The organism is Myroides sp. JBRI-B21084 (assembly GCF_030545015.1).
GTDB lineage: Bacteria > Bacteroidota > Bacteroidia > Flavobacteriales > Flavobacteriaceae > Flavobacterium.
This window is the reverse complement of the sequence record NZ_CP120653.1, coordinates 1,190,196-1,214,209: the sequence shown is the minus strand read 5'-3', so window position 1 is coordinate 1,214,209 and position 24,014 is coordinate 1,190,196. Positions and strand designations below refer to the sequence as shown.

Sequence of the window (24,014 nt, the reverse complement as noted above, 5' to 3'; positions counted from 1 at the left end):
TTTTATTCAGATTTAGAATTCAAATTAAACGTTTTTATTTCAAAATCATATAACGTTATATAATCTATTTTATGTCTCCACAATTCATTCGTGTTTGTACCTGGAAAAGCACCAACGATACTTGTATTTTCAAATTCATCTGAAAAATAATATTTAATGTCTGCTTTATAAGTAATTGGCTTTTTTAAATTATTTCTTAAATTCAATAATGTATTCCAATCTTTATCTTCACTACCATCATTGTAAAAAGCCCCAATAAAAAATAGTTCTACGGTATTTTCTCTAGGATTTTCAACAAACAATGTTTTTTTTTCTTCCATTGAATAAAATTCTTCTATTTTTTCAATGCTTAAAACTCTGTATTCGTATTTACCATTTTGGTTTTCTTTCAATTCAATAAGAATTTTTGACCCTAATGGAAATGTAAAACTGTTGCTAAATTCTGTAGGAAGTGTAGTAGGAATATTTAATTGATTTTGTGAAAAACTTAATAAGCTACACAAGCAAACAAAAAGAGTAAAAAGTGTTTTTTTCATAATTCTATTTTTATATTAACTTCAAATATACATTAATAAAATTAACAAAAAACAGTCATTTTGTCATTTAAAACCTACTTAAAACACTCAAAACAAGACAAATAGTCACTAAAAAACAATTGGAACATGGTTTGTAAAGTAATTTAAAACAACACACTTAACAAATTACAAAATGAACTTGAATAATTTTACAATAAAATCGCAAGAAGTATTGCAACAAGCTCAGGTTTTAGTGCAAACTTTTGGGCAACAACAAATTGAAAACGAACACCTTTTAAAAGCAATTTTAGAGGTTGATGAAAACGTTACACCTTTTATCTTAAAAAAAGTAGGAGTAAATATTGAACAATTAAAATTGCAAAATGATCAAATTATAAATGCTTTTCCAAAAGTTTCAGGTGCACAAATTAGCTTATCACGTTCGGCTGCAAGTACTTTAAATGATGCGCAAGCCATTGCAAAAAAATTGAACGATGAATACGTATCTATCGAGCATTTATTTTTAGCAATATTTAAATCGAACAGTAAAGTTGCATCGTTTTTAAAATCAAGCGGAACCACTGAAAAACAAATTGAAGCTGCAATTAACGAATTGCGCAAAGGTGAAAGAGTTACGTCAGCTTCGGCCGAGGAAACTTACAATTCGTTAAACAAATATGCCAAAAATTTAAATCAGTTAGCTAACGATGGAAAATTAGACCCTGTAATTGGTCGTGACGAAGAAATTCGTAGGGTATTGCAAATTTTAACCCGCAGATCTAAAAACAACCCTATGTTAATAGGTGAACCTGGAGTTGGTAAAACTGCAATTGCCGAAGGCTTAGCTCATAGAATTGTTCAGGGTGATGTTCCTGAAAACCTTAAAGATAAAATTGTGTTTTCCTTAGATATGGGTGCCTTAATTGCTGGAGCAAAATATAAAGGTGAATTTGAAGAGCGTTTAAAATCGGTAGTAAAAGAAGTAACTTCATCTGAAGGGAATATCATACTTTTTATAGATGAAATTCACACACTTGTAGGTGCTGGTGGTGGTGAAGGTGCTATGGATGCTGCTAATATTTTAAAACCTGCTTTGGCTCGTGGAGAATTAAGAGCAATCGGAGCTACAACTTTAGACGAATATCAAAAATATTTTGAAAAAGATAAGGCTTTAGAGCGTCGCTTTCAAAAAGTTATTATTGAAGAACCCGATACCGAAAGCGCCATTTCAATTCTTCGTGGAATTAAAGAAAAATACGAAACCCACCATAAAGTACGTATTAAAGACGAAGCAATTATTGGTGCTGTAGAACTTTCGCAACGCTATATTTCTAACAGATTTTTACCAGATAAAGCGATTGATTTAATGGATGAAGCCGCTTCTAAAATTAGAATGGAAATCAATTCAAAACCTGAAGAACTTGATGTTTTAGACAGAAAAATAATGCAGCTTGAAATTGAAATTGAAGCCATTAAACGCGAAAACGACGAAACCAAATTAAAAGCCTTAGGTATTGATTTAGCTAATTTAAAAGAAGAACGCAACCAAATTTTTAGTAAATGGAAATCGGAAAAAGATGTTGTTGATAACATTCAAAATGCGAAACTAGAAATTGAAGAATTTAAACTTGAAGCCGAACGTGCCGAACGTAACGGTGATTACGGAAAAGTTGCAGAAATACGTTATGGAAAAATTCAAGAAGCCGAAAACAAATTAGCTGCATTTCAAAAACTATTAGATGAAAATCAAAAAGAACACTCTTTAATTAAAGAAGAAGTTACTTATGAAGATATTGCAGAGGTAGTTGCTAAATGGACAGGCGTACCTGTTACAAAAATGCTTCAAACCGATCGCGAAAAACTATTGAATTTAGAAAACGAATTACACAAACGTGTTGTTGGCCAAGAAGAAGCTATCGAAGCAATATCAGACGCTGTTCGTCGCAGCCGTTCGGGTTTACAAGATCCAAAAAAACCAATTGGTTCGTTCTTATTTTTAGGAACAACAGGTGTTGGAAAAACCGAATTAGCTAAAGCATTAGCCGAATATCTATTTGATGATGAAAACGCCATGACACGAATTGATATGAGCGAATATTCAGAGCGTCACAGCGTAAGTCGTTTGGTAGGTGCGCCTCCAGGTTATATAGGTTATGACGAAGGTGGACAACTAACCGAGGCTGTTCGCAGACGTCCATATTCGGTAATTTTATTAGATGAAATTGAAAAAGCGCATCCTGATACTTTTAACATATTATTACAGGTTTTAGACGAAGGTAGATTAACAGATAATAAAGGTAGGTTAGCTGATTTTAAAAATACCATTATTATAATGACATCTAATATGGGGAGCTACATTATTCAAGAACAATTTGAAAACAACCCAAGTGAAATTGCTGCCGAAAATGCTAAAACCGAAGTATTAAATCAATTAAAAGTCATGGTTCGCCCAGAATTTTTAAATCGAATCGATGAAATTATTATGTTCACACCACTTTCACTAAGTAATATTGAACAAATAGTTACCATACAATTAAAAGGAGTGTTTAAAATGTTAGCGCAACAACATATAACTATGGACGCAACACCCGAAGCTGTAAAATATTTAGCCAATAAAGGTTTTGATGCACATTTTGGTGCACGTCCTGTAAAAAGAGTTATACAACGCGAAGTATTAAATCAATTATCAAAAGAAATTCTTTCGGGAAAAATTAAAACCGATAGCATTATACTTTTAGATAGTTTTGAAGATCATTTAGTTTTTAGAAATCAAGACTAAAACCATTTAAAAGTGTCTTTTTTAAGGCACTTTTATTTTTTTTATTAAATTGATTTTACTAACTTTCAATAAAAAACTATGGATCATATTGAAATTTTTGCAGGAAGCGCTATTATGGCAATGGCAGTTAAAAACACTTTAGAAGAAAATAATATTGGTTATGTTGAACGCAACGATATTGAATCGGCAATAACAGCAGGTTTTGGGTCGGCAGATAAAGCAGTGCATATTTTTGTTTTAGAAGAAGATGAAGAAAAAGCACGTTACGCCCTAGCCGATAAAAACTTTGACGACTTAGACGAAGTTGGCGATTTAATAAACAACCCAGAATAAAAAACGCAATAAAGCACCTATAAACGGGTGCTTTATTATATTTTTAGCAAAACTTCCAACTATTTCTTGTTAATTAATAAAAAAATCTGTGTTTCTTAAATATAAATTTAATGTTAACAAAACCACTTAGTAACATTAGCTTAACACACAAACACAACAATGTTAATAAATTTGCCTCATAAAATTAACAACATTTAACAATGAAAATTTTTAAAGCTTTATTACTAGCTGTAATTACATGCAACCAAATTAATGCACAAGAAACCAAAAGTACCGAAGTTGTTCAAGAACAACCTAAGAAAAACAAAGAATGGTTTAACTCAATAAGCGTTCGCGGATATGTGCAGGTGCGTTACAACAGATTATTAGAAACTAATCCTGATTTAGGTTGTGAGCAATGTGATAAATCTTGGGGAGATAATGGCGGCTTTTTCTTACGCCGTGCACGTGTTGTTTTTTCAGGACAAGTTTATAAAAACGTATATTTTTACCTTCAGCCCGATTTCGCAACTTCGGCAAGTAGCACAAGCTTACATTTTGGTCAAATAAGAGATGCTTACTTTGATATAGGTTTTGATAGCAAAAACGAATATAGATTACGTGTTGGTCAAAGTAAAATACCTTATGGTTTTGAAAACTTACAATCAAGTTCAAACCGTTTACCTTTAGATCGTAACGATGGTATCAACAGTGCATTTGCAAATGAACGTGATTTAGGTGCATTCTTTATGTGGGCACCAGAACGTATTCGCAAAGTATATTCAAGTGTTGTTAAAAACAACTACAAAGGATCAGGTGATTATGGTGTTTTTGCATTTGGTGCTTTTAATGGACAAACTGCTAATAAACCTGAATTAAACAATAATTTACACGTTGTAGCTCGTGTTTCATATCCTTTTGAAATTGGCGATCAATTAATAGAACCAGGAATCCAAGCATATTCAGGTCGTTGGGCTATGCCTTCATCAAGTGTAAACAGTGGCGTTACAACAACACACGATGGAAATTACACAGATCAACGTGCAGCTGCATCGGTAATTGTTTATCCTAAACCATTTGGTTTTCAAGCAGAATACAACATTGGTAAAGGTCCTGAATTCAATAAAGAAACCAACACCATTGAAACTAAAAGTTTAGAAGGTGGTTACGCTATGATGTCGTACAGAATTCAACATAACGATCAATACATATTTCCATTTGCTCGCTACCAATACTATAACGGTGGTAAAAAACACGAAACCGACGCAAGAAGCTATAAAGTTAACGATGTTGAGTTAGGTGTTGAATGGCAAATAAACAAACATTTAGAAGTAGTTGCTATGTACACAATATCTGATCGTAAATACGAAGATTTTAAATTACGTGACAACCATCAAAAAGGAAACTTATTAAGATTACAAGCACAAGTAAATTTCTAATAAAAATTTTAAAGAGTTCGAAGCGATTATTTCACTTCGAACTTTTTTAATTATACCTTTGTAGAAAATTAATTTTATGTTGAATAATTATACAGCCTATCATTTTACCATTTCGCCAAAAGAACCAGGTGCCGAAATTTTATTAGCTGAACTTGGTGAATTAGCATTTGATAGTTTTGTTGAAACTGAAGAAGGCTTATCGGCTTACATTCAAACAAATAACAATACTGCCGATTTACTTAACGATATATACATTTTAAATAATCCTGAATTTGAAGTAAGCTACGTTACAGAAGAAATTGAACAGGTAAATTGGAACGAAGAATGGGAAAAAAACTTTGAACCTATAAATGTAGATGATTTATGTTACGTACGCGCACCGTTTCACGAAACTAAAAAAGTGCCTTACGAAATTGTTATTGAACCTAAAATGAGTTTTGGAACCGGACATCACGAAACTACTTTTATGATGCTAAAACATATTTTAAACCTTGATGTAACCAACATGAATGTTTTAGATATGGGTTGCGGAACAGCTATTTTAGCAATTTTAGCTTTAATGAAAGGTGCAAAACACGCCGATGCAATTGATATTGACAACTGGTGCTATTTAAACTCAATTGAAAATGCAGAACGAAACAACATTAAAAACATTACGGTTTATGAAGGCGATGCAGCGCTTTTAAGCAATAAAACGGCTGCTTATGATTTAGTTATTGCTAATATTAACAGAAACATTTTGTTAAACGATATGCAAGCTTACGCAGGCACATTAAAAGCAAACGGTATCATTTTATTTAGTGGTTTTTATGTAGAAGACATTCCAGCAATTGAAGCTGCTGCAAACCAACACGGTATGCATTTGCAAGGTCAACTAACTAAAAACAATTGGGCTTCGTTAAAATTTATAAAAAAATAAAAAATGAGTACTAAAGAACAGGTTTTAGAAGAAGTTAAAATAGAAGAATTATTAATCTCTGAAAATGTAATTGTTCTTTTTAACGATGATGTAAACACTTTTGACCACGTAATTGACACACTTGTAGAAATTTGCGATCACGAACCTTTACAAGCAGAACAATGTGCATTAATAGTGCATCACAACGGAAAATGCGATGTTAAAACAGGCCCTTTTAAAGATTTAGAACCAATGTGCACCGCGTTATTAAACGCTGGTTTAAGTGCAGAAATACATTAAAAAACAAGTCCCAAAGTAAACTTTGGGACTTGTTTTTTATTTCACCTTTTTAAATTTTAATACCTGCTGCTAATAATTCGCGGTAACTTGGATTCTTTTTAAAAAAAGTTACTATGTTTGAATTAACCGGTACAATACGTAAACGCTTTTCTTCGGCCAAATCTAAAATACTTTTAATAAAATTACTAATTACTGCTTCGTCTTGGCAACCATTAGGGTTTAATTTGGTTAAAAATAATTTACGTTCTTGAATTGAATATTCAATAATAATATGATTGTCCCCACATTTACACTCAAATTGCCTTAACAATTTATTGTTTTTAAATTCCATATCCCATTTTTTTCTAAATTTATAGTGCTTTTAATTAAAGAATTTTACTTTCTAAAAATAAAAATTTAAATTATTTTTAAAAAGAATTGCCCTAAATTCTCAATTAAATTAAATACAAATTAAAGAAATAGTTTTTAATAACGCAAAAAACTTATAAAAATTCAATTTAAACTTAGATGAAAAATATATATTTTATGCCCGGAATGGCTGCAAATTGTGACATTTTTGAAAAAATATCATTAGAACGTTCTAAGTTTAATTTACATTATATTGAATGGTTAGAACCTGAAATTAACGAACCTTTAGAAGCCTATTGTACAAGAATAGCACGTAAAATTACTACCCCCAACCCTATTTTAATAGGTGTTTCATTTGGTGGAATTATAGTTCAGGAAATTGCTAAAATAATTCATGTAGAAAAAGTAATCATTATATCAAGTGTAAAAGATCCTTCCGAATTTCCTAAAAGAATAATTTGGGCAAAAAAATGGAAATTATATCGATTTTTTCCGACTTCTTATATAAATTTATTTGAAAATTTAACAAAAAAATTAGTATCTTCCAAAAAAATACATAATCGAATAGAAATGTACCAAAAATACTTATCAGTACGTTCGGTTAATTATTTAGATTGGGCTTTTAAAAATGTTATTTTGTGGGAAAACAAAAATCCAATACAAAACGTATATCATTTACACGGTACAAAAGATCATATTTTTCCACACAAACGTATTAAAAACGCTCATTTTTTAGAAAAAGGAACGCATGTAATGGTACTTGTAAATGCCCATTGGATTAATAAAAAATTAGAAGAAATTTTAGAAAAATAGCTATGAAAAAAAATTTACGAAATACACTGCTTATATTGGCTGTTGTTGGGTTAAGCGCATCATTTTATCAATTTAAAAGTGTAAAAAAGGACGATTCGTTAATAAATTATCCTGTTAAAAATTTAAACTTTTGTGGTGAGCGCGTTCCCATGGAAATTACCGATGTTAACGAACGTTTTGATAGAGAACTTGTTATAAACATGAATTATCATTCGGCAACAACCTTAATTATTAAAAGAGCCAACAGGTATTTTGATGTAATTGAACCTATTTTAAAGAAAAACCGAATACCCGATGATTTTAAATATTTGTGTGTAATTGAAAGTTCGTTAACAAACGCTACGTCAAACGCAGGCGCAAAAGGTTTTTGGCAATTCATGCCCGAAACGGCTCGAGAATACAATTTAGAAATTAGTAATACCGTTGATGAGCGCTGTGATATTGAAAAAGCTACCGAAGCTGCATGCGTGTATTTAAATAAAGCATATGCAAAATTTGGAAATTGGACCTTAGTTGCAGCTGCTTATAACCGTGGTATGGCTGGTATTGAACGCCAACAGGCTGCTCAAGGTGTAACCGATTATTACGATTTGTACTTAACCGAAGAAACATCGCGTTACGTTTTCAGAATTTTAGCATTGAAAGAAATTATAAATAACACCGATAAATACGGCTTTGTTTTTACAAATGCAGATTTGTATCAACCACAAAAAACAAAAACAATTGCGGTAAACAGCAACATTGCCGATTTGCAAAAATGGGCTTTGGAACAAGGTATTAATTACAAACTTTTAAAACTGTACAATCCTTGGTTAATTGATACATCGTTAATTGTACAAACAAACAAAACCTACCAAATACAAATTCCATTAGAAGGTTTTAAACGTAAGTAAATGTTCCATAATAAAAAAAGCTGTTCAAAAATGAACAGCTTTTAACATTTAGGCTTCAAAAAATTAAAACCCTCTTTTTTTATTTTGGTTGTACCACATAGGAACTTTTTGTCCGCGGTTTTGTTTCATTTGTGCTTCAACCATATTAATTTGCTCTTTTAGCATACCTTTTGCATCGTGTTGTTTAGCTTCTGCTAAAAGTTTTTGTGCTTCTGCTGGTCGGTTTTTACCCATTGCAATACCTGCTAATTGCAATTTAGCAACAGCTAAATCTTCTTTTTGGTTTAAACCTAATTCAACAGCTTTTCTAAAATCTTTTTCGGCTTGGTTTAAATTATTTTGGGCATTAATAATTCCGTTTAAGTAAAAATAATATCCTTGTTGGTTTTTTATTAAAGCTGTATTAGGATTAATTTTTGCTAAAATGCGTTTAGCGCCTTCCATATCTTGCTTTCTAAACTTAAACAAAGTCATTATAAGCATTTCGTTTTTAAAATAAACCAATGCAACTAATGCGGTTAACAGTATTAAAAAAATACCATTTCCAATATTTTTTTCGGTAAATTGCCAAATAGCAGTAGCAAACAAAATGGCAGCAACAATAATTTTTATATTCTTGTTAATCATAATTATTTTTGTTTTAATTTTGCAAATGTAGTAAAATACTAGCATTCACAAAAAATACAATACAATAATACAACAATAGTTAGTATAAATTTTAAATAATTTTTAAAAACAATTTGTAGGTATTAAAAGGATTTGTATATTTGCACTCGGTTTTGGAGCACTGTTTTCAAAGCTGAACATTTATAAAATATATATTTAAAGATAAGAAGCAATGAGTAAGAGAACGTTTCAACCATCAAAAAGAAAAAGAAGAAACAAACACGGTTTCATGGACAGAATGGCAAGTGCTAACGGAAGAAAAGTATTAGCACGTAGAAGAGCTAAAGGAAGACATAAGTTAACGGTTTCTAGCGAACCAAGACACAAAAAATAATGATGAGTTCATCATAAATAAAGGCGTTACTTTAAGTGTCGCCTTTTTTTATATCTTTTATTTTAAAACATTTAATACCAAGTATTTCATTGATATTAAGTAACTTTGTTTCACAAATATAACAACACCCTAATATAAAATGCCTAAAGATCATTCAATTAAAACAGTTTTAATCATTGGTTCTGGTCCAATTATTATTGGTCAGGCTTGTGAGTTTGACTATTCAGGTTCGCAATCGGCACGCTCGTTACGCGAAGAAGGTATCAAAGTAATTTTGATAAACTCTAACCCTGCAACTATCATGACCGACCCATCAATGGCCGATCATGTGTATTTAAAACCACTAACTACCAAATCAATCATTGAAATTTTAAAAGAACACCCAGAAATTGATGCAGTTTTACCAACAATGGGTGGACAAACCGCTTTAAACTTATGTTTAGAGGCCGATGAAAAAGGAATTTGGCAAGATTTTGACGTGAAATTAATTGGTGTTGATATTAATGCCATTAATGTTACCGAAGATCGCGAACAATTTAAACAACTACTTTCTAAAATTGACATTCCGTTTGCACCTGCAAAAACGGCTACTTCGTTCTTAGAAGGTAAAGAAATTGCTCAAGAATTTGGCTTTCCTTTAGTAATTCGTCCTTCGTTTACCTTAGGTGGTACTGGTGCTGCTTTTGTTCATAAAGAAGAAGATTTTGACGCTTTGCTTACTCATGGTTTAGAATCATCTCCTATTCACGAAGTTTTAATTGATAAAGCACTACTTGGTTGGAAAGAATACGAATTAGAATTATTACGCGATAAAAATGATAACGTTGTAATTATTTGTACCATTGAAAACATGGATGCAATGGGAATACACACAGGTGACTCTATCACTGTTGCACCAGCCATGACATTATCAGACCGTACATTCCAACGCATGCGCGATATGGCAATAAAAATGATGCGTTCTATTGGTAATTTTGCCGGTGGTTGTAACGTACAATTTGCTGTTTCGCCTGATGATAAAGAAGATATTGTTGCAATTGAAATCAATCCTCGTGTATCGCGCTCATCGGCTTTAGCATCAAAAGCAACAGGTTACCCAATTGCTAAAGTTGCTACAAAATTAGCATTAGGTTATACATTAGACGAATTACAAAACCAAATCACAAAATCAACTTCGGCTTTATTTGAACCAACTTTAGATTACGTAATTGTAAAAATACCGCGCTGGAACTTTGATAAATTTGAAGGTGCAGATAGAACTTTGGGCTTACAAATGAAATCGGTTGGTGAAGTAATGGGTATTGGTCGTTCGTTCCAAGAAGCCTTACAAAAAGCAACTCAATCATTAGAGATTAAACGCAACGGAATTGGTGCCGACGGTAAAGGGTATACCAATTACGATCAAATTTTAGACAAATTACAAAATGCTTCTTGGGATCGTGTTTTTGTAATTTACGATGCCATTGCATTAGGTATTCCGCTTAGCACTATTCAACAAATTACAAAAATTGACATGTGGTTCTTAAAGCAATACGAAGAAATGTATGCTTTAGAACAAGAAATATCTAAATACACCTTAACAACTTTACCTAAGGATTTGTTACTAGAAGCAAAACAAAAAGGATTTGCAGACAGACAAATTGCACACATGGTACGTTGTTTAGAAAGTGAAATTTATACATTACGCGAGAAAATGAACATTAATCGTGTGTATAAATTAGTAGATACTTGTGCTGCAGAATTTGTTGCACAAACACCTTACTACTACTCTACTTTTGAAGAAGCAATTGAAAAAGCAGACGGCACGGTGTATACAGCAAACGAATCGGTACGTACCGATAAAAAGAAAATTGTTGTATTAGGCTCAGGTCCTAACCGTATTGGCCAAGGTATTGAATTTGACTATTCGTGTGTGCACGGAGTTTTAGCCGCTGCAGAATGCGGATATGAAACTATTATGATTAACTGTAACCCAGAAACGGTTTCGACTGATTTTGATACTGCAGATAAATTATACTTTGAGCCTGTTTATTGGGAACATATTTACGACATTATTCGCCATGAACAACCAGAAGGTGTAATTGTGCAGTTAGGTGGACAAACAGCACTTAAACTTGCCGAAAAATTAGATAAATACGGTATTAAAATTATTGGAACAAGTTTTGAGGCTTTAGATTTAGCCGAAGATCGTGGACGTTTCTCTGAATTATTAACCGATTTACATATTCCTTTCCCTAAATTTGGTGTGGCTACAACTGCCGAAGAAGCATCAAAATTAGCCGATGAATTAGATTTTCCTTTATTAGTACGCCCTTCTTATGTGTTAGGTGGTCAAGGAATGAAAATCGTTATAAACAAAAAAGAATTAGAAGAACACGTAATTGATTTATTAAAATCGATTCCTGGCAATAAGTTATTGTTAGACCACTATTTAGCAGGTGCTGTTGAAGCGGAAGCAGATGCAATTTGCGATGGTGAAAATGTGTACATAATTGGTATTATGGAACATATTGAACCTTGTGGGGTACACTCTGGCGATTCAAACGCAACTTTACCTCCGTTTAACTTAGGTGAATTTGTGTTAGAACAAATAAAAGATCATACCAAAAAAATTGCAGTTGCCTTAAAAACTAAAGGTTTAATTAATATACAGTTTGCTGTTAAAGACGATACCGTTTATATTATTGAAGCAAATCCACGTGCTTCACGTACCGTTCCTTTTATTGCAAAAGCATACGGCGAACCTTATGTAAATTACGCTACAAAAGTAATGTTAGGTGCTAAAGTAACCGATTTTACTTTTAATCCGCAGTTAAAAGGTTACGCAATTAAGCAACCTGTTTTCTCGTTTAACAAATTCCCTAAAGTAAATAAAGCTTTAGGACCAGAAATGAAATCAACTGGTGAAAGTATCTTATTTATTGATAATTTAAAAGACGATGCTTTTTACGATTTGTACACACGTAGAAAAATGTACTTAAGTAAATAATGCTTATTAATTCATACAAAAAATCCGTTTCTTAATTGAAACGGATTTTTTTATGTTTACTTTTTAATAATCTTAATTGTTTGTGATTGATTTTCGGTTGCTAATTTAACAATGTATGTGCCCGAACTAAAATGAGAAAAATCAATTTTAATTGTGGAATCATCATATGTGTTTTTAAAAACTTGCTTACCAGCCATGTTATATACCTCAACTTGTTTTATGTTTTCTGAATAATTAATCACTAATTCATTAACAACTGGGTTTGGATAATATTTTAAATTGGTTGTATCAAAAGTATTCGTACTTAATAAAAGGGTCACTTTAACAGCAGTTGGGTAACTAGGACAACCGTTAGCGTCAATTACAACGCCATAGTAAATAGTTCCATCAACTAAAACATCGGTAATATCTAACGGATTCATTCTATTAACAGCATCGTTATAACTTAAATACCACGTTACATTAGGTTGATTCATAACTAAATTAGCTACTGTTGAAGCCTTATTAAACACTTGAGATGTAGCACCCGTAGGTGAACTTGGTCGTGTATTAACTTTTACATGTACTTTTCTTCTATCAGATACACAGCCTGTATAATCAATAGCTACATAATAATACCCTGTTGTTAAACTATAAGTATTAGGTAATGGTGTTGTTGAAGTATTATCTAAATACCATACATATTTTGTTGTAGTTGATGCTTGTAGAAATAAATCGGCAACTGTTGCACCATCACATAAAACAAAATCGGTCATCGTTGGCGGTGTAGATGAATATACCCTAACTGCAACAGCAACACGCGGCGATGCACAAGGTGCTATTTCTTGTTCAACATAATACGTTCCTGTTAGTAAAGGTGTATTTGCAGTTAAAGGTGTTACACTTTGAGCCGAATTATACCATTTAATAGTTGCGCCTGGCATACCCACAGCTGTTAAATCTGAAACTAATGCTGCATTACAAAATACTTGTTGCGTAATAACTGTAGGAATGGTTACACCTGCTGTGGTAATTATTTGAATTGGTTTTCGAACAGATTCGCATAAATTATGATTTAATGTACTTACATAATAGGTACCTGTTTGTAATAAATAACTACTAGGCAATGGTTGTGTACTTGTTAAACTACTGTACCATTTAAGTTGCGCACTTGTAAAATTATCAATAGTAATGTTTTGAATTGCTGCAGTATTGCATACAACCAAACTACTTGTTTTTATTGCAACACTTGGGTAAATATTAACTAAAACGGCAAAGCGATTTACACTTTCACAACCATTTATTGTTTGTGATGCGTAATATGTTTTTCCGTTAACTAACAAAGTGTTAGCAGACAACAAAGTACCGTTTGTAGCACTATCGTACCATTTAATGTCTTGCCCTGTTAATTGTAAATTATAAATGTACGGAATAGTAGGTTCGCAAAATTCTTGAATGTTTAAGCCCGAAGGTATTGCCGTACTGTTTATTGATACATTTATTCCTGCCCTGCCATAACTTTCACAGCCGTTAACAGTTTGCGATGCGTAATAACTACCACTTGAAAGTAATTGTGTTGAATTAAGTGGACTACCACCTATTGGCGTTGTATACCATTGAATATTAGAACCACTTGCTGCTAAATTAGCAATTGTAGCGTTTTGATTAACACAAAAAACCTGGTTGGTTGTTACTGGTAATGCAATATCATTTGGCTGTGAAATATAGGTACTAGTTGTAAGCGTACAATTTTTACTATCGGTAATTAAAACGGTATACAAACCAGCAGGAAGTTGATCGATTACTTGTGAATTGCTTCCGTTTGACCATTGATATGAATACGGCGGTGTACCACCTGTTACATTTACAGTAATACTACCTGTTGTTGTACCATAACATGTTACATTGGTTTGCTGAAACGAAGCCGTTAGATCTTGTGGTTGATTAATTGTAACACTTTCGGTATAAACACACCCAAAACCATCGGTTACAGTTAACGTAAAAGTACCTGCTGCTAAATTAGTAATTGATGCAGAGCTTACACCATTTGACCAACTATATGAATAAGGTGCTTTACCGCCTGTTACAGTTGTATTTATAAAACCATTTATCAAGCCATTACAAGAAACATCCTTTTTATTAAAACTTATTGAAACGTTTGTTGATGGTATTACAGTGACATTTTCTGTTAACACACAATTATTTGCATCGGTAACTTTTACGGTATAGTTTCCTGGCAATAAATCGTCGACTATATTTGTTGTGGCTCCGTTTGACCATAAATAAGTGTAAGGCAAAACACCACCAGTTGGAGTTACAATAACAGAATTAGCAAGTGCACCATTACAGCCAGCCTTAGTTTGTGTATATGTTAATTGTAAAACTTGTGGTTGTGTTATAGTAGCCGTTTTGGTAATTGAACATCCTTTTGCATCAATAATAATAACGGTATAATCACCTGGTATAAGATCGGTATTGTTTTGAGACGTTTTTCCGTTGCTCCAATTAAATGTATAAGGTGCTGTTCCGCCAGAAACATTTGCTGTTATTTCGCCGTTTGCAGTGTTAAAACAAGTCACATTTTTTACCGTTAAAGTCGCGTTTAAACTTGTAGGTTCTGTTATAGTAATTTGTTCTGTTTTAATACAATTATTTGCATCTTTTATAATTACGTTGTAAGTACCTGCAACCAAACCTTCTACTTTAGCAGCATCTAAAGTTGTGTGCGACCAAGTATATGAATAAGGTAATGTACCTCCTGCGGGTTTTATTTCTATTGAACCATCGTTTCCATTTTTACAGCTTACATTTTTAAGAACAGACGTATTTGTTAAAGCTGCTGGTTGAGTAATTACAACCGATTCTGTTCCAAAACATCCATTTGCATCGGTAATTTTCACTGTATAAGTACCTGCTTGTAACCCTGTAGCTGTTGCTGTAGTTGCGTTTGTACTCCATAAATAAGTATAAGGAGCTGTTCCACCATACCCAACAACAGTTGCAGTTCCGTTAGAATCGCCAAAACAAAACACATTTGTTTTTGTTAGTGTTCCCTTAACTTGCGGAATTGTAATTGTTGCTACTGTTGATTCTAAACTTTGAGAACAAGTACTTTTTACAATTAATTTATAAGTATAACCATTCATAGCCAACGCAACATTATTTATAGTTAACGCATTTGTTGTAACACCACTATATGTTGAATTGTTTACCAAATCGGTAAAACCACTTCCTGCATTTACTTGCCATTGTAAACCAGCATCATTAATTGCTGTTGCTGTTATAATAACTGAATTACCAACACAAACTATTTTATTAGTAGGTTGTGATGTAATTGTTGGCGATAAAACAGTTTGTAAATTTATAGATGCAATTTTAGAACAACCACTCCATTGTACCAATGCATAAACAGTTTTAGGAATTGATACAAATGCAGTTGGGTTTGCAATAACGTTTGTATTTGCAGCTTGTGCATCACTTAACAATTCGTAATAGGTAAACGTAGCATTTGTATTTGCAGTAATTTGGCCTTGCGTTTGTGTTAAATTAAATGTTGTAGAACTTGTTGGTGAACAAGCTTGTATATCAACAGGTGTGTTAATGATTAAATCGGTAAAAGTAAAATCAATTGATTTTGTAACAGAACAATCATAATTAGCAGAACTTACTTTTACAGAATAGGTACCCGTTTGTGTAGCTACATATGTATCTAAAGTAGCACCTGCAATTATAGTATTGTTTAAATACCATTGGTACGTAGGATTTACAGCAGTTGTAGTTGCTTTTAAAGCCGTATTTACAGTATTACATGACAAAATTGATGCAGGTAATACATTTCCGTTTAAATCGGTAATATCTACAGGTGGTACCGAACCACTTGTAACAGTTATACTTGCTGTACTTACACATGTACTTGAAGGTACGGTAACCTCAACCGTATATACGCCTGGTTGTGTAACGGTGTACGAACTACTTGTAGCCCCTGGAATTTGAGTACCGTTTAATAACCATTTATATGTAGCGTTTGTAGCTAAAACACTCGCTTTTATAGTTTGTCCTACATCACATACTTTCATATTCGAACCTAGAACAGCTCCTGAAGTATCTGTAATTTTTACACCAATATCAAACGATCCTGCATCTAAAAAAACGGCAGTATCATATTTCTCATCTTGAAAATCGGCAATTACCATTTTAAAATGATAGGTTTCGCCAGGAATAACAGTTGCTGTAGCCGTTAAAGGTACGGTTCTGCCTTGAAAATTAGTATCGGAATTACTGGTATTATAACCACCAAAATATTGTTGATTTACAGCACCACAACTACCTTGAGCCCCGTTTATTGCGGGGTGAATGTTTGATGTACTTACTACACCGCCGTTGTTAGGCAAAACAGCCAAATTGGTATAGGTAGGATCGCCTACTTTTTTTAACAATAAAGCAAAAGCATCGGTAAAGCTACATTCAAAACCATCTCCATACTCTTCCGAAGCTAACAAATAATTAAATGTAATTTGATTGGTAATGGGAACAAAATCAAACTCGATATAGGTTGCATTATATAATAATGAAGATGAAACATTTAAAACACTAGCCAAATCGGCATCACCACCCGTTGGTAAATTATCAGAAAGTGTTGGGTTTATAAAATTATTACCTGCTTTACGTGCAAAACCCGTACTTAATACAATACCCGATTGAAAAGGGAAATTTGATGCCGCTTTATGAAAGTATCCCCACGAACGATTTGTATTTGTTGCTTGTAAATTGGGCGAAACAACAACATTTGTTGCATTTGCACTTGTACAATTACCCCCACCCGAAATTAAAACGTTGTTAATTAATTGCGAAATAGTATAAGCCGATTGTGGACTTGCGCTATTGTTAACCTCGATAAAACTACCTATTGCTGTTGGAACTATTGGGGGATTAGTTGTAATAGAATTTCGTATAGGAAAATTTTGTGCAAAATTACTTGTAGAAAATAGTAAAATTGTAATAGTAACAAATTTTAAAAGAAAATTGACACCAGTGTTTTCTGTCGATTTTTGACTGAATTTATTTATGAAAAATACTTTATTTAGTTTCATAGTTACAACAAATTATTGTTTTTAACTTTTTATATTTTATAAAATGATTTAAAAAAATATAAACAGCGTCAAATGTAATATATTTTATATCAACTTATTAAAAGCACTTAAAAATTAACACGATATATTGAATATTTCTTTTGTATTAAATTTATTTAGTGTTTAATAAAAAGAATAAAATCGAACTTAAATAAAATGAGTCCGATACAATTTCGAACTCATTTTTATAATTAATTTTTAATCTGTCTAAATTTTATTGTGCAGTCTAACCATTGGCATTTTTGCCGTGTTTTGTTCCTTTATGTGAACATTGTTTAAATTTTTCTTGTCTGTAATTTTCTAGCTCTATTATCATACCCACATTTTTGATACAACTATACGGTATTTTGCCTTTTTAGGCTATTGGTTTTCTATTATTTTTATTGTTTTGATAGCTTACTATCTTTTATTTTTCGTTTTTTTCTAATCTCTATTTTATTTACAATTGATTTTCAGTGTTTTGTATTTAAACCAACAAATCTGATACATTACCCATAAATTATTATATTTCCAAAATTCACCCCGCTGCGCAAAGTCTCCCGACTTTGAGCCCACTTACTCATCATAATTATTATATTTCCAAAATTCATTTGTTTTATCTTTTTATTGTTCAAAGTTACAAACTTTGCGCAGCGGGGTTCAAACTTTGCGCAGCAGGGGAGTTCATTTTGTGCTCATTATTTGTCAATAAAAAACGCATAGATATAAAAATCAATGCGTTATGTTTTGTTTCAGTGGAGCCGCAGGGAATCGAACCCTGGTCCAAACAAGCAATCAAAAAGCTTTCTACACGTTTAGTTTTTGTTTAAATTTTCGTTGTATAGCTTTGCCAAAAACAGCCACCATACACTTAACCTCTTAAAATTTCGGATAACTTCCGAGATGCTATTTATCCTAGATTTATTTTTACGGTTCCTTAATACAAAACGCCATAAATCAAGGCTTTTTTAAGGAATTCAGCTTTCCTATCTAATAGGACAAGGCTTGATCTTACTATAATTCAGAATTAAGCAGCTAAAGCGTAGTTTTCTTCGCCGTGTAAAAAAAAGTTCATTCATGAGATTAACGAGCTGTATATGAGCGCTCGACGTGCTTACTTCTCAATTCCACCTGCTGTCAAAACCGATCGGCCCCCTTGAAAAGTGTTACAAAAATATAAAAAAAAATCCTGCTAAACAAGCAGGATATTTTTTTCATTTGAACCTTAAGTAATCAACAAAACAACATATACGTTCTAAACCTAATCTAACCTTATTAAAACGCGAAAACCTTAATATTCCCTAATTATTTGCCCAATAATTTTTAATATCTTGCTCAAATGTTATACAAATGTAGGGTGCTAATTGTTTGCCTGCAACTTATGGTTTAAATGTTAACATAATATGAGCAAAACACTCAATTGTTGTAGTATCGTATTCTACAAATACCCATTTTCAATGGCTGCTTTTACCAAACCTTTGTCGTCTTGTACGTTCATAACTTGTTTCATTTTTGCAATTCGCTTCTGAATAGCGCTGTATGATATAGGTATAATTTTATCTAATTCTACAATTTTATATCCTTTTGAAAGCAAGTATAAAATTTGACGGTTGTAATCGTCAATTAAAGATTTATCGTTTAAAGAATCATTTAAAATTTTTTGAATAAAATCGCTGTAAAATTTATCTTGATTTAGAACTGTTTTTATTAATTCTACCAAATATTCTGGTGTTAATTCACCTTTTGTAACAAAACCATCGGGTTTAGCATTTTTTATAATGTCTAAAATATAAATTTTTTCTGTGTGAGCTGTTAACAAAATTACTTTGCAATATGGAATTATATTGCGAATAAAATTAGAAACATCAATACCGTTTTTTAATTGTTGCGATTCATAACTTGGTATGTTAAAATCTACCAAAACAATGTCTGTTCTTTTTGCATTTGGATTGTTTGCAAAATATTGGTACACATCTTGGCAATTTGACAATTTTTCTATTTGACTATTGGGATAATTTTGTTTAATTACACTTCCGTAACCTTCTAAAATAAATGGATGATCGTCTATTATTACAAAATTCATTATTTGTTTAGTTGTTTTGGTTTGTTATTAATCTAAATTAAAGCCAATTTGACCGTCTTCTTCAATAGTTAACGTGCTTTCGTCAACCGTATCATTAAACTCTGGTTTTTCTATTGGTTCCTCATCCTGAATTTCTTCAAATGGTAATGGCTGTAACAAATTCATCAACTTCACTTTATCGGTTGTAACTTGGTTACCTTGTGCTTTAATGCCTTTTACAGCAATAAATTCTTCAAAATTTATAAGTAATGGTTCTTTTTCTATCCCTTTAATTTTTGCAAATAAAACCTCGACCATTGGACGATAATCTGTAGAAACAATTTCTAGACGTGCATAAGGATGTTCTGATATAAAAATTTCTTCTTTATTTACCGATTCTACCAAAAAGCGCTTTGCAAAATACCTTTCTTTTTCTGGATCAAAATAAATGGCAGAAATTGGTTTTGTTGGTTTCCATTTTTCTAACACAATAACATCGTCGCTAAAATGGGTGCTTAATTCAGGTACAATGGTTTTTACTTTACCACTTTGGGTAATAATTAAAATACGATCTTCGGGCTTAAATTCACCTAATAATTCGCCTCTGCCATCTACATTTAAACGACTTACAGCATCGTCAAACCAAATTTTTCTTGGGCGTAAGGTTGAAATACCTTTTTCTTTGAGCTCAATTTTTTTAATTGGATATTTTGTAACAATGTTTCCTTTAGAGCTGCGACCTTTAATTAGTAATTCGGCAAAATCAAAATCGAATTTTAATTTTTTTACATTTGATAATTGTCTTAGTAAAATAGTAACAACTTCGGCTTCGCCATTAGGGTTACTAGAGAAATAAAGTACTTGTGAACCAGGTTTTTCTTGCGTTAAATTGTACACTTTATCACGCGTAATTCCTGAAACGTTAAAGCGTTTTATATAGGATGCACCTGCTTTGCCATCGCGATAAATCATATTGTAAATGGTGCGTTTATCGTTTTTATTAAATACAGCAACGTGAATGATGTCTTTTCCTACGAATTTTTTTTCTTCAATTTTAGAAACAATCATGCTTCCATCTCTTAAAAACACAATTACATCGTCAATATCCGAACAATCGCCTACATATTCATCTTTTCGTAAGGTGGTTCCTATAAAGCCTTCTTCCTTATTTACATATAATTTTTGGTTGCGCAGCACTACTTTAGTAGCTTCAATATTATCAAAACTGCGTAATTCGGTTTTGCGTTCACGGCCTTTACCGTATTTTTCTTTTAAATTGTTAAAAAAGGCAATGGTAAATTCAATAATAAATTCAATATTGTGTTTAACTTTTTCAATATCGCCTTCTAAAGCATCTAATTTTTCTTGTGCTTTATCTAAATCAAATTTAGAAATGCGTTTAATTCTAATTTCGGTTAATCTTACAATATCCTCAGTAGTAACAGCTCTTTTTAAATTTTTAGTAAAAGGCACTAAACCTTTATCAATTGCAGTAATAACACCTTCCCAAGTTTCTTCTTCTTCAATTAAACGGTAAATTCTGTTTTCAATAAAAATACGTTCAAGCGATAAAAAGTGCCATTGTTCTTCAAGTTCACCTAATTCAATTATTAACTCTTGCTTTAGCAAATCAACAGTTCTATTAGTTGATTGTTTTAACATATCGGAAACCCCTGTAAATAATGGTCGATTGTTTTGAATAACGCAACCTAGCGGAGCAATAGATACTTCGCAACTAGTAAAAGCATACAAGGCATCGATGGTTTTATCGGGCGAAACTCCAGGTGGTAAATGAATTACAATTTCAACATCGGAAGACGTATTGTCTTCAACTTTTTTAATTTTAATTTTACCTTTTTCGTTGGCTTTTAAAATGCTATCTATTAATGTAGTAGTAGTAGTAGAAAAAGGAATTTCTTTAATTATTAAGGTTGATTTATCGTGTTGCGAAATTCGTGCACGTAGGCGTACACGACCACCACGAGCACCGTCGTTGTAGTTTGAAATATCGGCAATACCTGCTGTTGGAAAATCGGGGTATATAACAAACGATTTTCCTTTTAAAATTTTTATTGAAGCATCAATTAATTCAATAAAATTATGTGGTAGAATTTTAGTTGATAAACCTACAGCAATACCCTCGCCACCTTGCGCTAAAAGCAACGGAAATTTTACAGGTAAGTTTATAGGTTCGTTTCTACGACCATCGTATGATAATTGCCACGGCGTAATTTTTGGCGAATACAAAACATCTAAAGCAAATTTGCTTAAACGCGCTTCAATATAACGCGAAGCAGCAGCCTCATCGCCCGTTAAAATATTTCCCCAGTTACCTTGGGTATCAATTAATAAATCTTTTTGACCAATTTGTACCATAGCGTCGCCAATACTTGCATCACCATGCGGATGGTATTGCATGGTATGACCTACTATATTAGCAACTTTGTTGTAACGCCCATCGTCTAATTCTTTCATTGAATGCATAATACGTCGCTGAACGGGTTTAAAACCATCTTCAATTGCGGGTACTGCGCGTTCTAAAATTACGTACGAAGCATAGTCTAAAAACCATTCTTGGTACATACCAGAAACCTTTTTAATGGTTTCTGTTTCGGTATTTTGTAAACTATTATGTTCTAATTCAGGTTCGTGTTGATTGTTTTCTGAATTTTCATTTAAGTTGTTTAATTCTTCTTCAGTCATATAAAAAAGCTAAGCTTCTATTTTATCTAATTCAACCTTTAAATTATCAATGATAAATTCTTGTCTATCGGGAGTATTTTTACCCATATAAAACTCTAATAATTTTTCTATTGATGATGTTTTATCAAGCATTACGGGTTCTAACCTTATATCTTCGCCAATAAAATTTTTAAATTCATCGGGCGATATCTCACCTAAACCTTTAAATCGGGTAATTTCTGGTTTGGGTTTAAGTTCTTCAATGGCATTTATACGTTCTTGGTCGGAATAGCAATAAATAGTTTTCTTTTTATTTCGTACACGAAAAAGTGGAGTTTGCAATATATACAAATGGCCTTCTTTAATTAATTCGGGAAAAAATTGCAAGAAAAACGTAATCATTAACAAGCGTATGTGCATTCCGTCAACATCGGCATCGGTTGCTAAAACAATGTTGTTGTAACGTAAATTTTCGTAATCGTCTTCAATATTTAAAGCAGCTTGTAATAAATTAAACTCTTCGTTTTCGTACACAATTTTTTTAGACATTCCGTAGGTATTCAAAGGTTTACCACGTAAACTAAAAACGGCTTGTGTGTTTACATCGCGCGATTTTGTTATAGAACCCGATGCCGAATTACCCTCGGTTATAAACAAAGTACTTTCTAAACTTCGCGGATTTTTAGCGTCGGTTAAATGCACCCTACAATCGCGTAATTTTTTATTGTGAAGCGATGCTTTTTTAGCGCGATCTTTTGCTAATTTACGAATACCCGAAAGCTCTTTACGTTCGCGTTCGGCTTGTAAAATCTTTCGCAACAAGGCATCAGCTAATTCAGGATTTTTATGTAAAAAATTATCTAGATTTGTTTTAATAAAATCATTAATAAAAGTTCGCACGGTAGGCAAATTAGGTCCCATGTCTGTTGAACCTAATTTTGTTTTAGTTTGCGATTCAAAAACAGGTTCTTCAACTTTTACCGATATAGCCGAAACAATAGATTTACGTATGTCTGAAGCTTCAAAGTTTTTGTTGTAAAACTCTTTTAATGTACGTACAATAGCTTCTTTAAAAGCTGCCAAATGCGTACCACCTTGCGTGGTATTTTGTCCGTTTACAAACGAATAGTATTCTTCTGAATATTGCGTTTTACTATGTGTTAAAGCAATTTCAATATCATTACCTGTTAAATGAATAATTGGGTAAATCATATCGTCTTCAGAAATGGTTTCTTGTAACAAATCTTTTAACCCGTTTTCTGAAACAAATTTTTCACCGTTATAAATTATTGTTAATCCTTTGTTTAGGTAGCAATAATTTTTAAGCATGCGCACAATATAATCGTTGCGAAACTTATAGTTTTTAAAAATGGTATCATCGGCAGTAAAAGTTACTTTGGTACCTTTACGTTTTGTAGTTTCAACTAAATCTTCTTCTAAAACTAAGTTTCCCGCACTAAATTCGGCTGCTTTTTGTTGGTTATCACGAACCGATTCTACACGAAAATATGATGACAATGCATTAACTGCCTTGGTACCTACCCCATTTAAACCTACCGATTTTTTAAAGGCCTTAGAATCGTACTTACCACCAGTATTCATTTTAGAAACTACCTCAACCACTTTACCCAACGGTATACCCCTACCGTAATCGCGTACCGATACGGTGCGATCTTTAATAGTAACCTCAATGGTTTTACCAGCACCCATTACAAACTCATCAATACAGTTATCTAACACCTCTTTAATTAAAATGTAAATACCATCGTCTGGTGATGAGCCATCGCCAAGTTTACCAATGTACATTCCGGGGCGCGTGCGTATATGTTCTTTCCAATCTAACGATCGGATGTTATCTTCAGTATACTGAGATTCTTGTTGCATAAATTGTAGTGAA

Annotated in this window: 16 protein-coding genes and 1 other RNA gene; 9 read left to right on the top strand and 8 right to left on the bottom strand. The window is 32.5% G+C overall.

Annotation, left to right across the window (positions count from 1 at the left end; all coding sequences use genetic code 11):
• Positions 1 to 2: 2 nt before the first annotated feature.
• Entirely contained in the window at positions 3 to 536 is a 534-nt protein-coding gene (locus P3875_RS05935) for a hypothetical protein (protein WP_303445360.1), read from the bottom strand.
• Between the two features lie 172 nt (positions 537 to 708).
• Between P3875_RS05935 and clpB the strand changes: the two genes are divergently transcribed.
• The 5 genes from clpB (at position 709) to P3875_RS05910 (ending at position 6,243) form a co-directional block, all read left to right on the top strand.
• Positions 709 to 3,294 (top strand): ATP-dependent chaperone ClpB, encoded by a 2,586-nt coding sequence (gene clpB / locus P3875_RS05930; protein ID WP_303445359.1) that lies wholly within the window; start codon positions 709 to 711, stop codon positions 3,292 to 3,294.
• Between the two features lie 78 nt (positions 3,295 to 3,372).
• Positions 3,373 to 3,627, top strand: a complete 255-nt coding sequence (locus P3875_RS05925; protein WP_303445358.1) for a putative signal transducing protein — start codon at positions 3,373 to 3,375, stop codon at positions 3,625 to 3,627.
• A 200-nt stretch (positions 3,628 to 3,827) separates the two neighbouring features.
• Positions 3,828 to 5,045: a porin gene (locus tag P3875_RS05920; RefSeq protein ID WP_303445357.1), complete on the top strand. Its 1,218-nt coding sequence runs from the start codon at positions 3,828 to 3,830 to the stop codon at positions 5,043 to 5,045.
• Positions 5,046 to 5,121: 76 nt separating this feature from the next.
• Positions 5,122 to 5,964 (top strand): 50S ribosomal protein L11 methyltransferase, encoded by an 843-nt coding sequence (gene prmA, locus P3875_RS05915; RefSeq protein ID WP_303445356.1) that lies wholly within the window; start codon positions 5,122 to 5,124, stop codon positions 5,962 to 5,964.
• A gap of 3 nt (positions 5,965 to 5,967) precedes the next feature.
• Complete coding sequence (locus tag P3875_RS05910) at positions 5,968 to 6,243, top strand: ATP-dependent Clp protease adaptor ClpS (RefSeq protein WP_303445355.1); 276 nt, start codon at positions 5,968 to 5,970, stop codon at positions 6,241 to 6,243.
• Positions 6,244 to 6,292: 49 nt separating this feature from the next.
• Here the strand turns inward: P3875_RS05910 and P3875_RS05905 are convergent, their stop codons facing one another.
• Positions 6,293 to 6,574, bottom strand: a complete 282-nt coding sequence (locus P3875_RS05905) for a GNAT family N-acetyltransferase (RefSeq protein ID WP_303445354.1) — start codon at positions 6,572 to 6,574, stop codon at positions 6,293 to 6,295.
• Positions 6,575 to 6,750: 176 nt separating this feature from the next.
• Between P3875_RS05905 and P3875_RS05900 the strand changes: the two genes are divergently transcribed.
• On the top strand, positions 6,751 to 7,404 hold the full coding sequence (locus P3875_RS05900; protein ID WP_303445353.1) for an alpha/beta hydrolase: 654 nt from the start codon (positions 6,751 to 6,753) through the stop codon (positions 7,402 to 7,404).
• A gap of 2 nt (positions 7,405 to 7,406) precedes the next feature.
• A complete protein-coding gene (locus tag P3875_RS05895; protein ID WP_303445352.1) occupies positions 7,407 to 8,297 on the top strand; it encodes a lytic transglycosylase domain-containing protein in 891 nt (296 codons plus the stop codon).
• 63 nt (positions 8,298 to 8,360) lie between these two features.
• Here P3875_RS05895 and P3875_RS05890 read toward each other — a convergent pair whose 3' ends face one another.
• Positions 8,361 to 8,924: a DUF2892 domain-containing protein gene (locus P3875_RS05890; protein WP_303445351.1), complete on the bottom strand. Its 564-nt coding sequence runs from the start codon at positions 8,922 to 8,924 to the stop codon at positions 8,361 to 8,363.
• Positions 8,925 to 9,135: 211 nt separating this feature from the next.
• On the opposite strand from P3875_RS05890, the gene rpmH reads away from it, so the two are divergent.
• Together rpmH and carB are read left to right on the top strand one after the other, a co-directional pair.
• A complete protein-coding gene (rpmH, locus tag P3875_RS05885; protein WP_008464848.1) occupies positions 9,136 to 9,297 on the top strand; it encodes a 50S ribosomal protein L34 in 162 nt (53 codons plus the stop codon).
• Positions 9,298 to 9,436: 139 nt separating this feature from the next.
• Positions 9,437 to 12,286, top strand: coding sequence for a carbamoyl-phosphate synthase large subunit (gene carB, locus P3875_RS05880; protein WP_303445350.1), 2,850 nt, complete (start codon positions 9,437 to 9,439; stop codon positions 12,284 to 12,286).
• 56 nt (positions 12,287 to 12,342) lie between these two features.
• Here the strand turns inward: carB and P3875_RS05875 are convergent, their stop codons facing one another.
• From P3875_RS05875 to P3875_RS05855, 5 genes are all read right to left on the bottom strand, one after another.
• A complete protein-coding gene (locus P3875_RS05875; RefSeq protein WP_303445349.1) occupies positions 12,343 to 17,355 on the bottom strand; it encodes a choice-of-anchor L domain-containing protein in 5,013 nt (1,670 codons plus the stop codon).
• A gap of 771 nt (positions 17,356 to 18,126) precedes the next feature.
• Positions 18,127 to 18,528, bottom strand: a transfer-messenger RNA (tmRNA) gene (ssrA, locus tag P3875_RS05870).
• A 283-nt stretch (positions 18,529 to 18,811) separates the two neighbouring features.
• Entirely contained in the window at positions 18,812 to 19,456 is a 645-nt protein-coding gene (locus P3875_RS05865; protein ID WP_303445348.1) for a response regulator transcription factor, read from the bottom strand.
• Positions 19,457 to 19,483: 27 nt separating this feature from the next.
• Positions 19,484 to 22,138: a DNA gyrase/topoisomerase IV subunit A gene (locus P3875_RS05860; RefSeq protein WP_303445347.1), complete on the bottom strand. Its 2,655-nt coding sequence runs from the start codon at positions 22,136 to 22,138 to the stop codon at positions 19,484 to 19,486.
• 9 nt (positions 22,139 to 22,147) lie between these two features.
• Positions 22,148 to 24,001 carry a DNA topoisomerase IV subunit B gene (locus P3875_RS05855; protein WP_303445346.1) on the bottom strand — a complete coding sequence of 618 codons (1,854 nt, stop codon included), beginning with the start codon at positions 23,999 to 24,001 and terminating at the stop codon, positions 22,148 to 22,150.
• Positions 24,002 to 24,014: the final 13 nt, after the last annotated feature.

Coding starts and splice junctions, on each gene's coding strand:
- P3875_RS05935 (WP_303445360.1), bottom strand. CDS start 536: ATGAAAAAAACACTTTTTACTCTTTTTGTTTGCTTGTGTAGCTTATTA.
- clpB (WP_303445359.1), top strand. CDS start 709: ATGAACTTGAATAATTTTACAATAAAATCGCAAGAAGTATTGCAACAA.
- P3875_RS05925 (WP_303445358.1), top strand. CDS start 3,373: ATGGATCATATTGAAATTTTTGCAGGAAGCGCTATTATGGCAATGGCA.
- P3875_RS05920 (WP_303445357.1), top strand. CDS start 3,828: ATGAAAATTTTTAAAGCTTTATTACTAGCTGTAATTACATGCAACCAA.
- prmA (WP_303445356.1), top strand. CDS start 5,122: ATGTTGAATAATTATACAGCCTATCATTTTACCATTTCGCCAAAAGAA.
- P3875_RS05910 (WP_303445355.1), top strand. CDS start 5,968: ATGAGTACTAAAGAACAGGTTTTAGAAGAAGTTAAAATAGAAGAATTA.
- P3875_RS05905 (WP_303445354.1), bottom strand. CDS start 6,574: ATGGAATTTAAAAACAATAAATTGTTAAGGCAATTTGAGTGTAAATGT.
- P3875_RS05900 (WP_303445353.1), top strand. CDS start 6,751: ATGAAAAATATATATTTTATGCCCGGAATGGCTGCAAATTGTGACATT.
- P3875_RS05895 (WP_303445352.1), top strand. CDS start 7,407: ATGAAAAAAAATTTACGAAATACACTGCTTATATTGGCTGTTGTTGGG.
- P3875_RS05890 (WP_303445351.1), bottom strand. CDS start 8,924: ATGATTAACAAGAATATAAAAATTATTGTTGCTGCCATTTTGTTTGCT.
- rpmH (WP_008464848.1), top strand. CDS start 9,136: ATGAGTAAGAGAACGTTTCAACCATCAAAAAGAAAAAGAAGAAACAAA.
- carB (WP_303445350.1), top strand. CDS start 9,437: ATGCCTAAAGATCATTCAATTAAAACAGTTTTAATCATTGGTTCTGGT.
- P3875_RS05875 (WP_303445349.1), bottom strand. CDS start 17,355: ATGAAACTAAATAAAGTATTTTTCATAAATAAATTCAGTCAAAAATCG.
- P3875_RS05865 (WP_303445348.1), bottom strand. CDS start 19,456: ATGAATTTTGTAATAATAGACGATCATCCATTTATTTTAGAAGGTTAC.
- P3875_RS05860 (WP_303445347.1), bottom strand. CDS start 22,138: ATGACTGAAGAAGAATTAAACAACTTAAATGAAAATTCAGAAAACAAT.
- P3875_RS05855 (WP_303445346.1), bottom strand. CDS start 24,001: ATGCAACAAGAATCTCAGTATACTGAAGATAACATCCGATCGTTAGAT.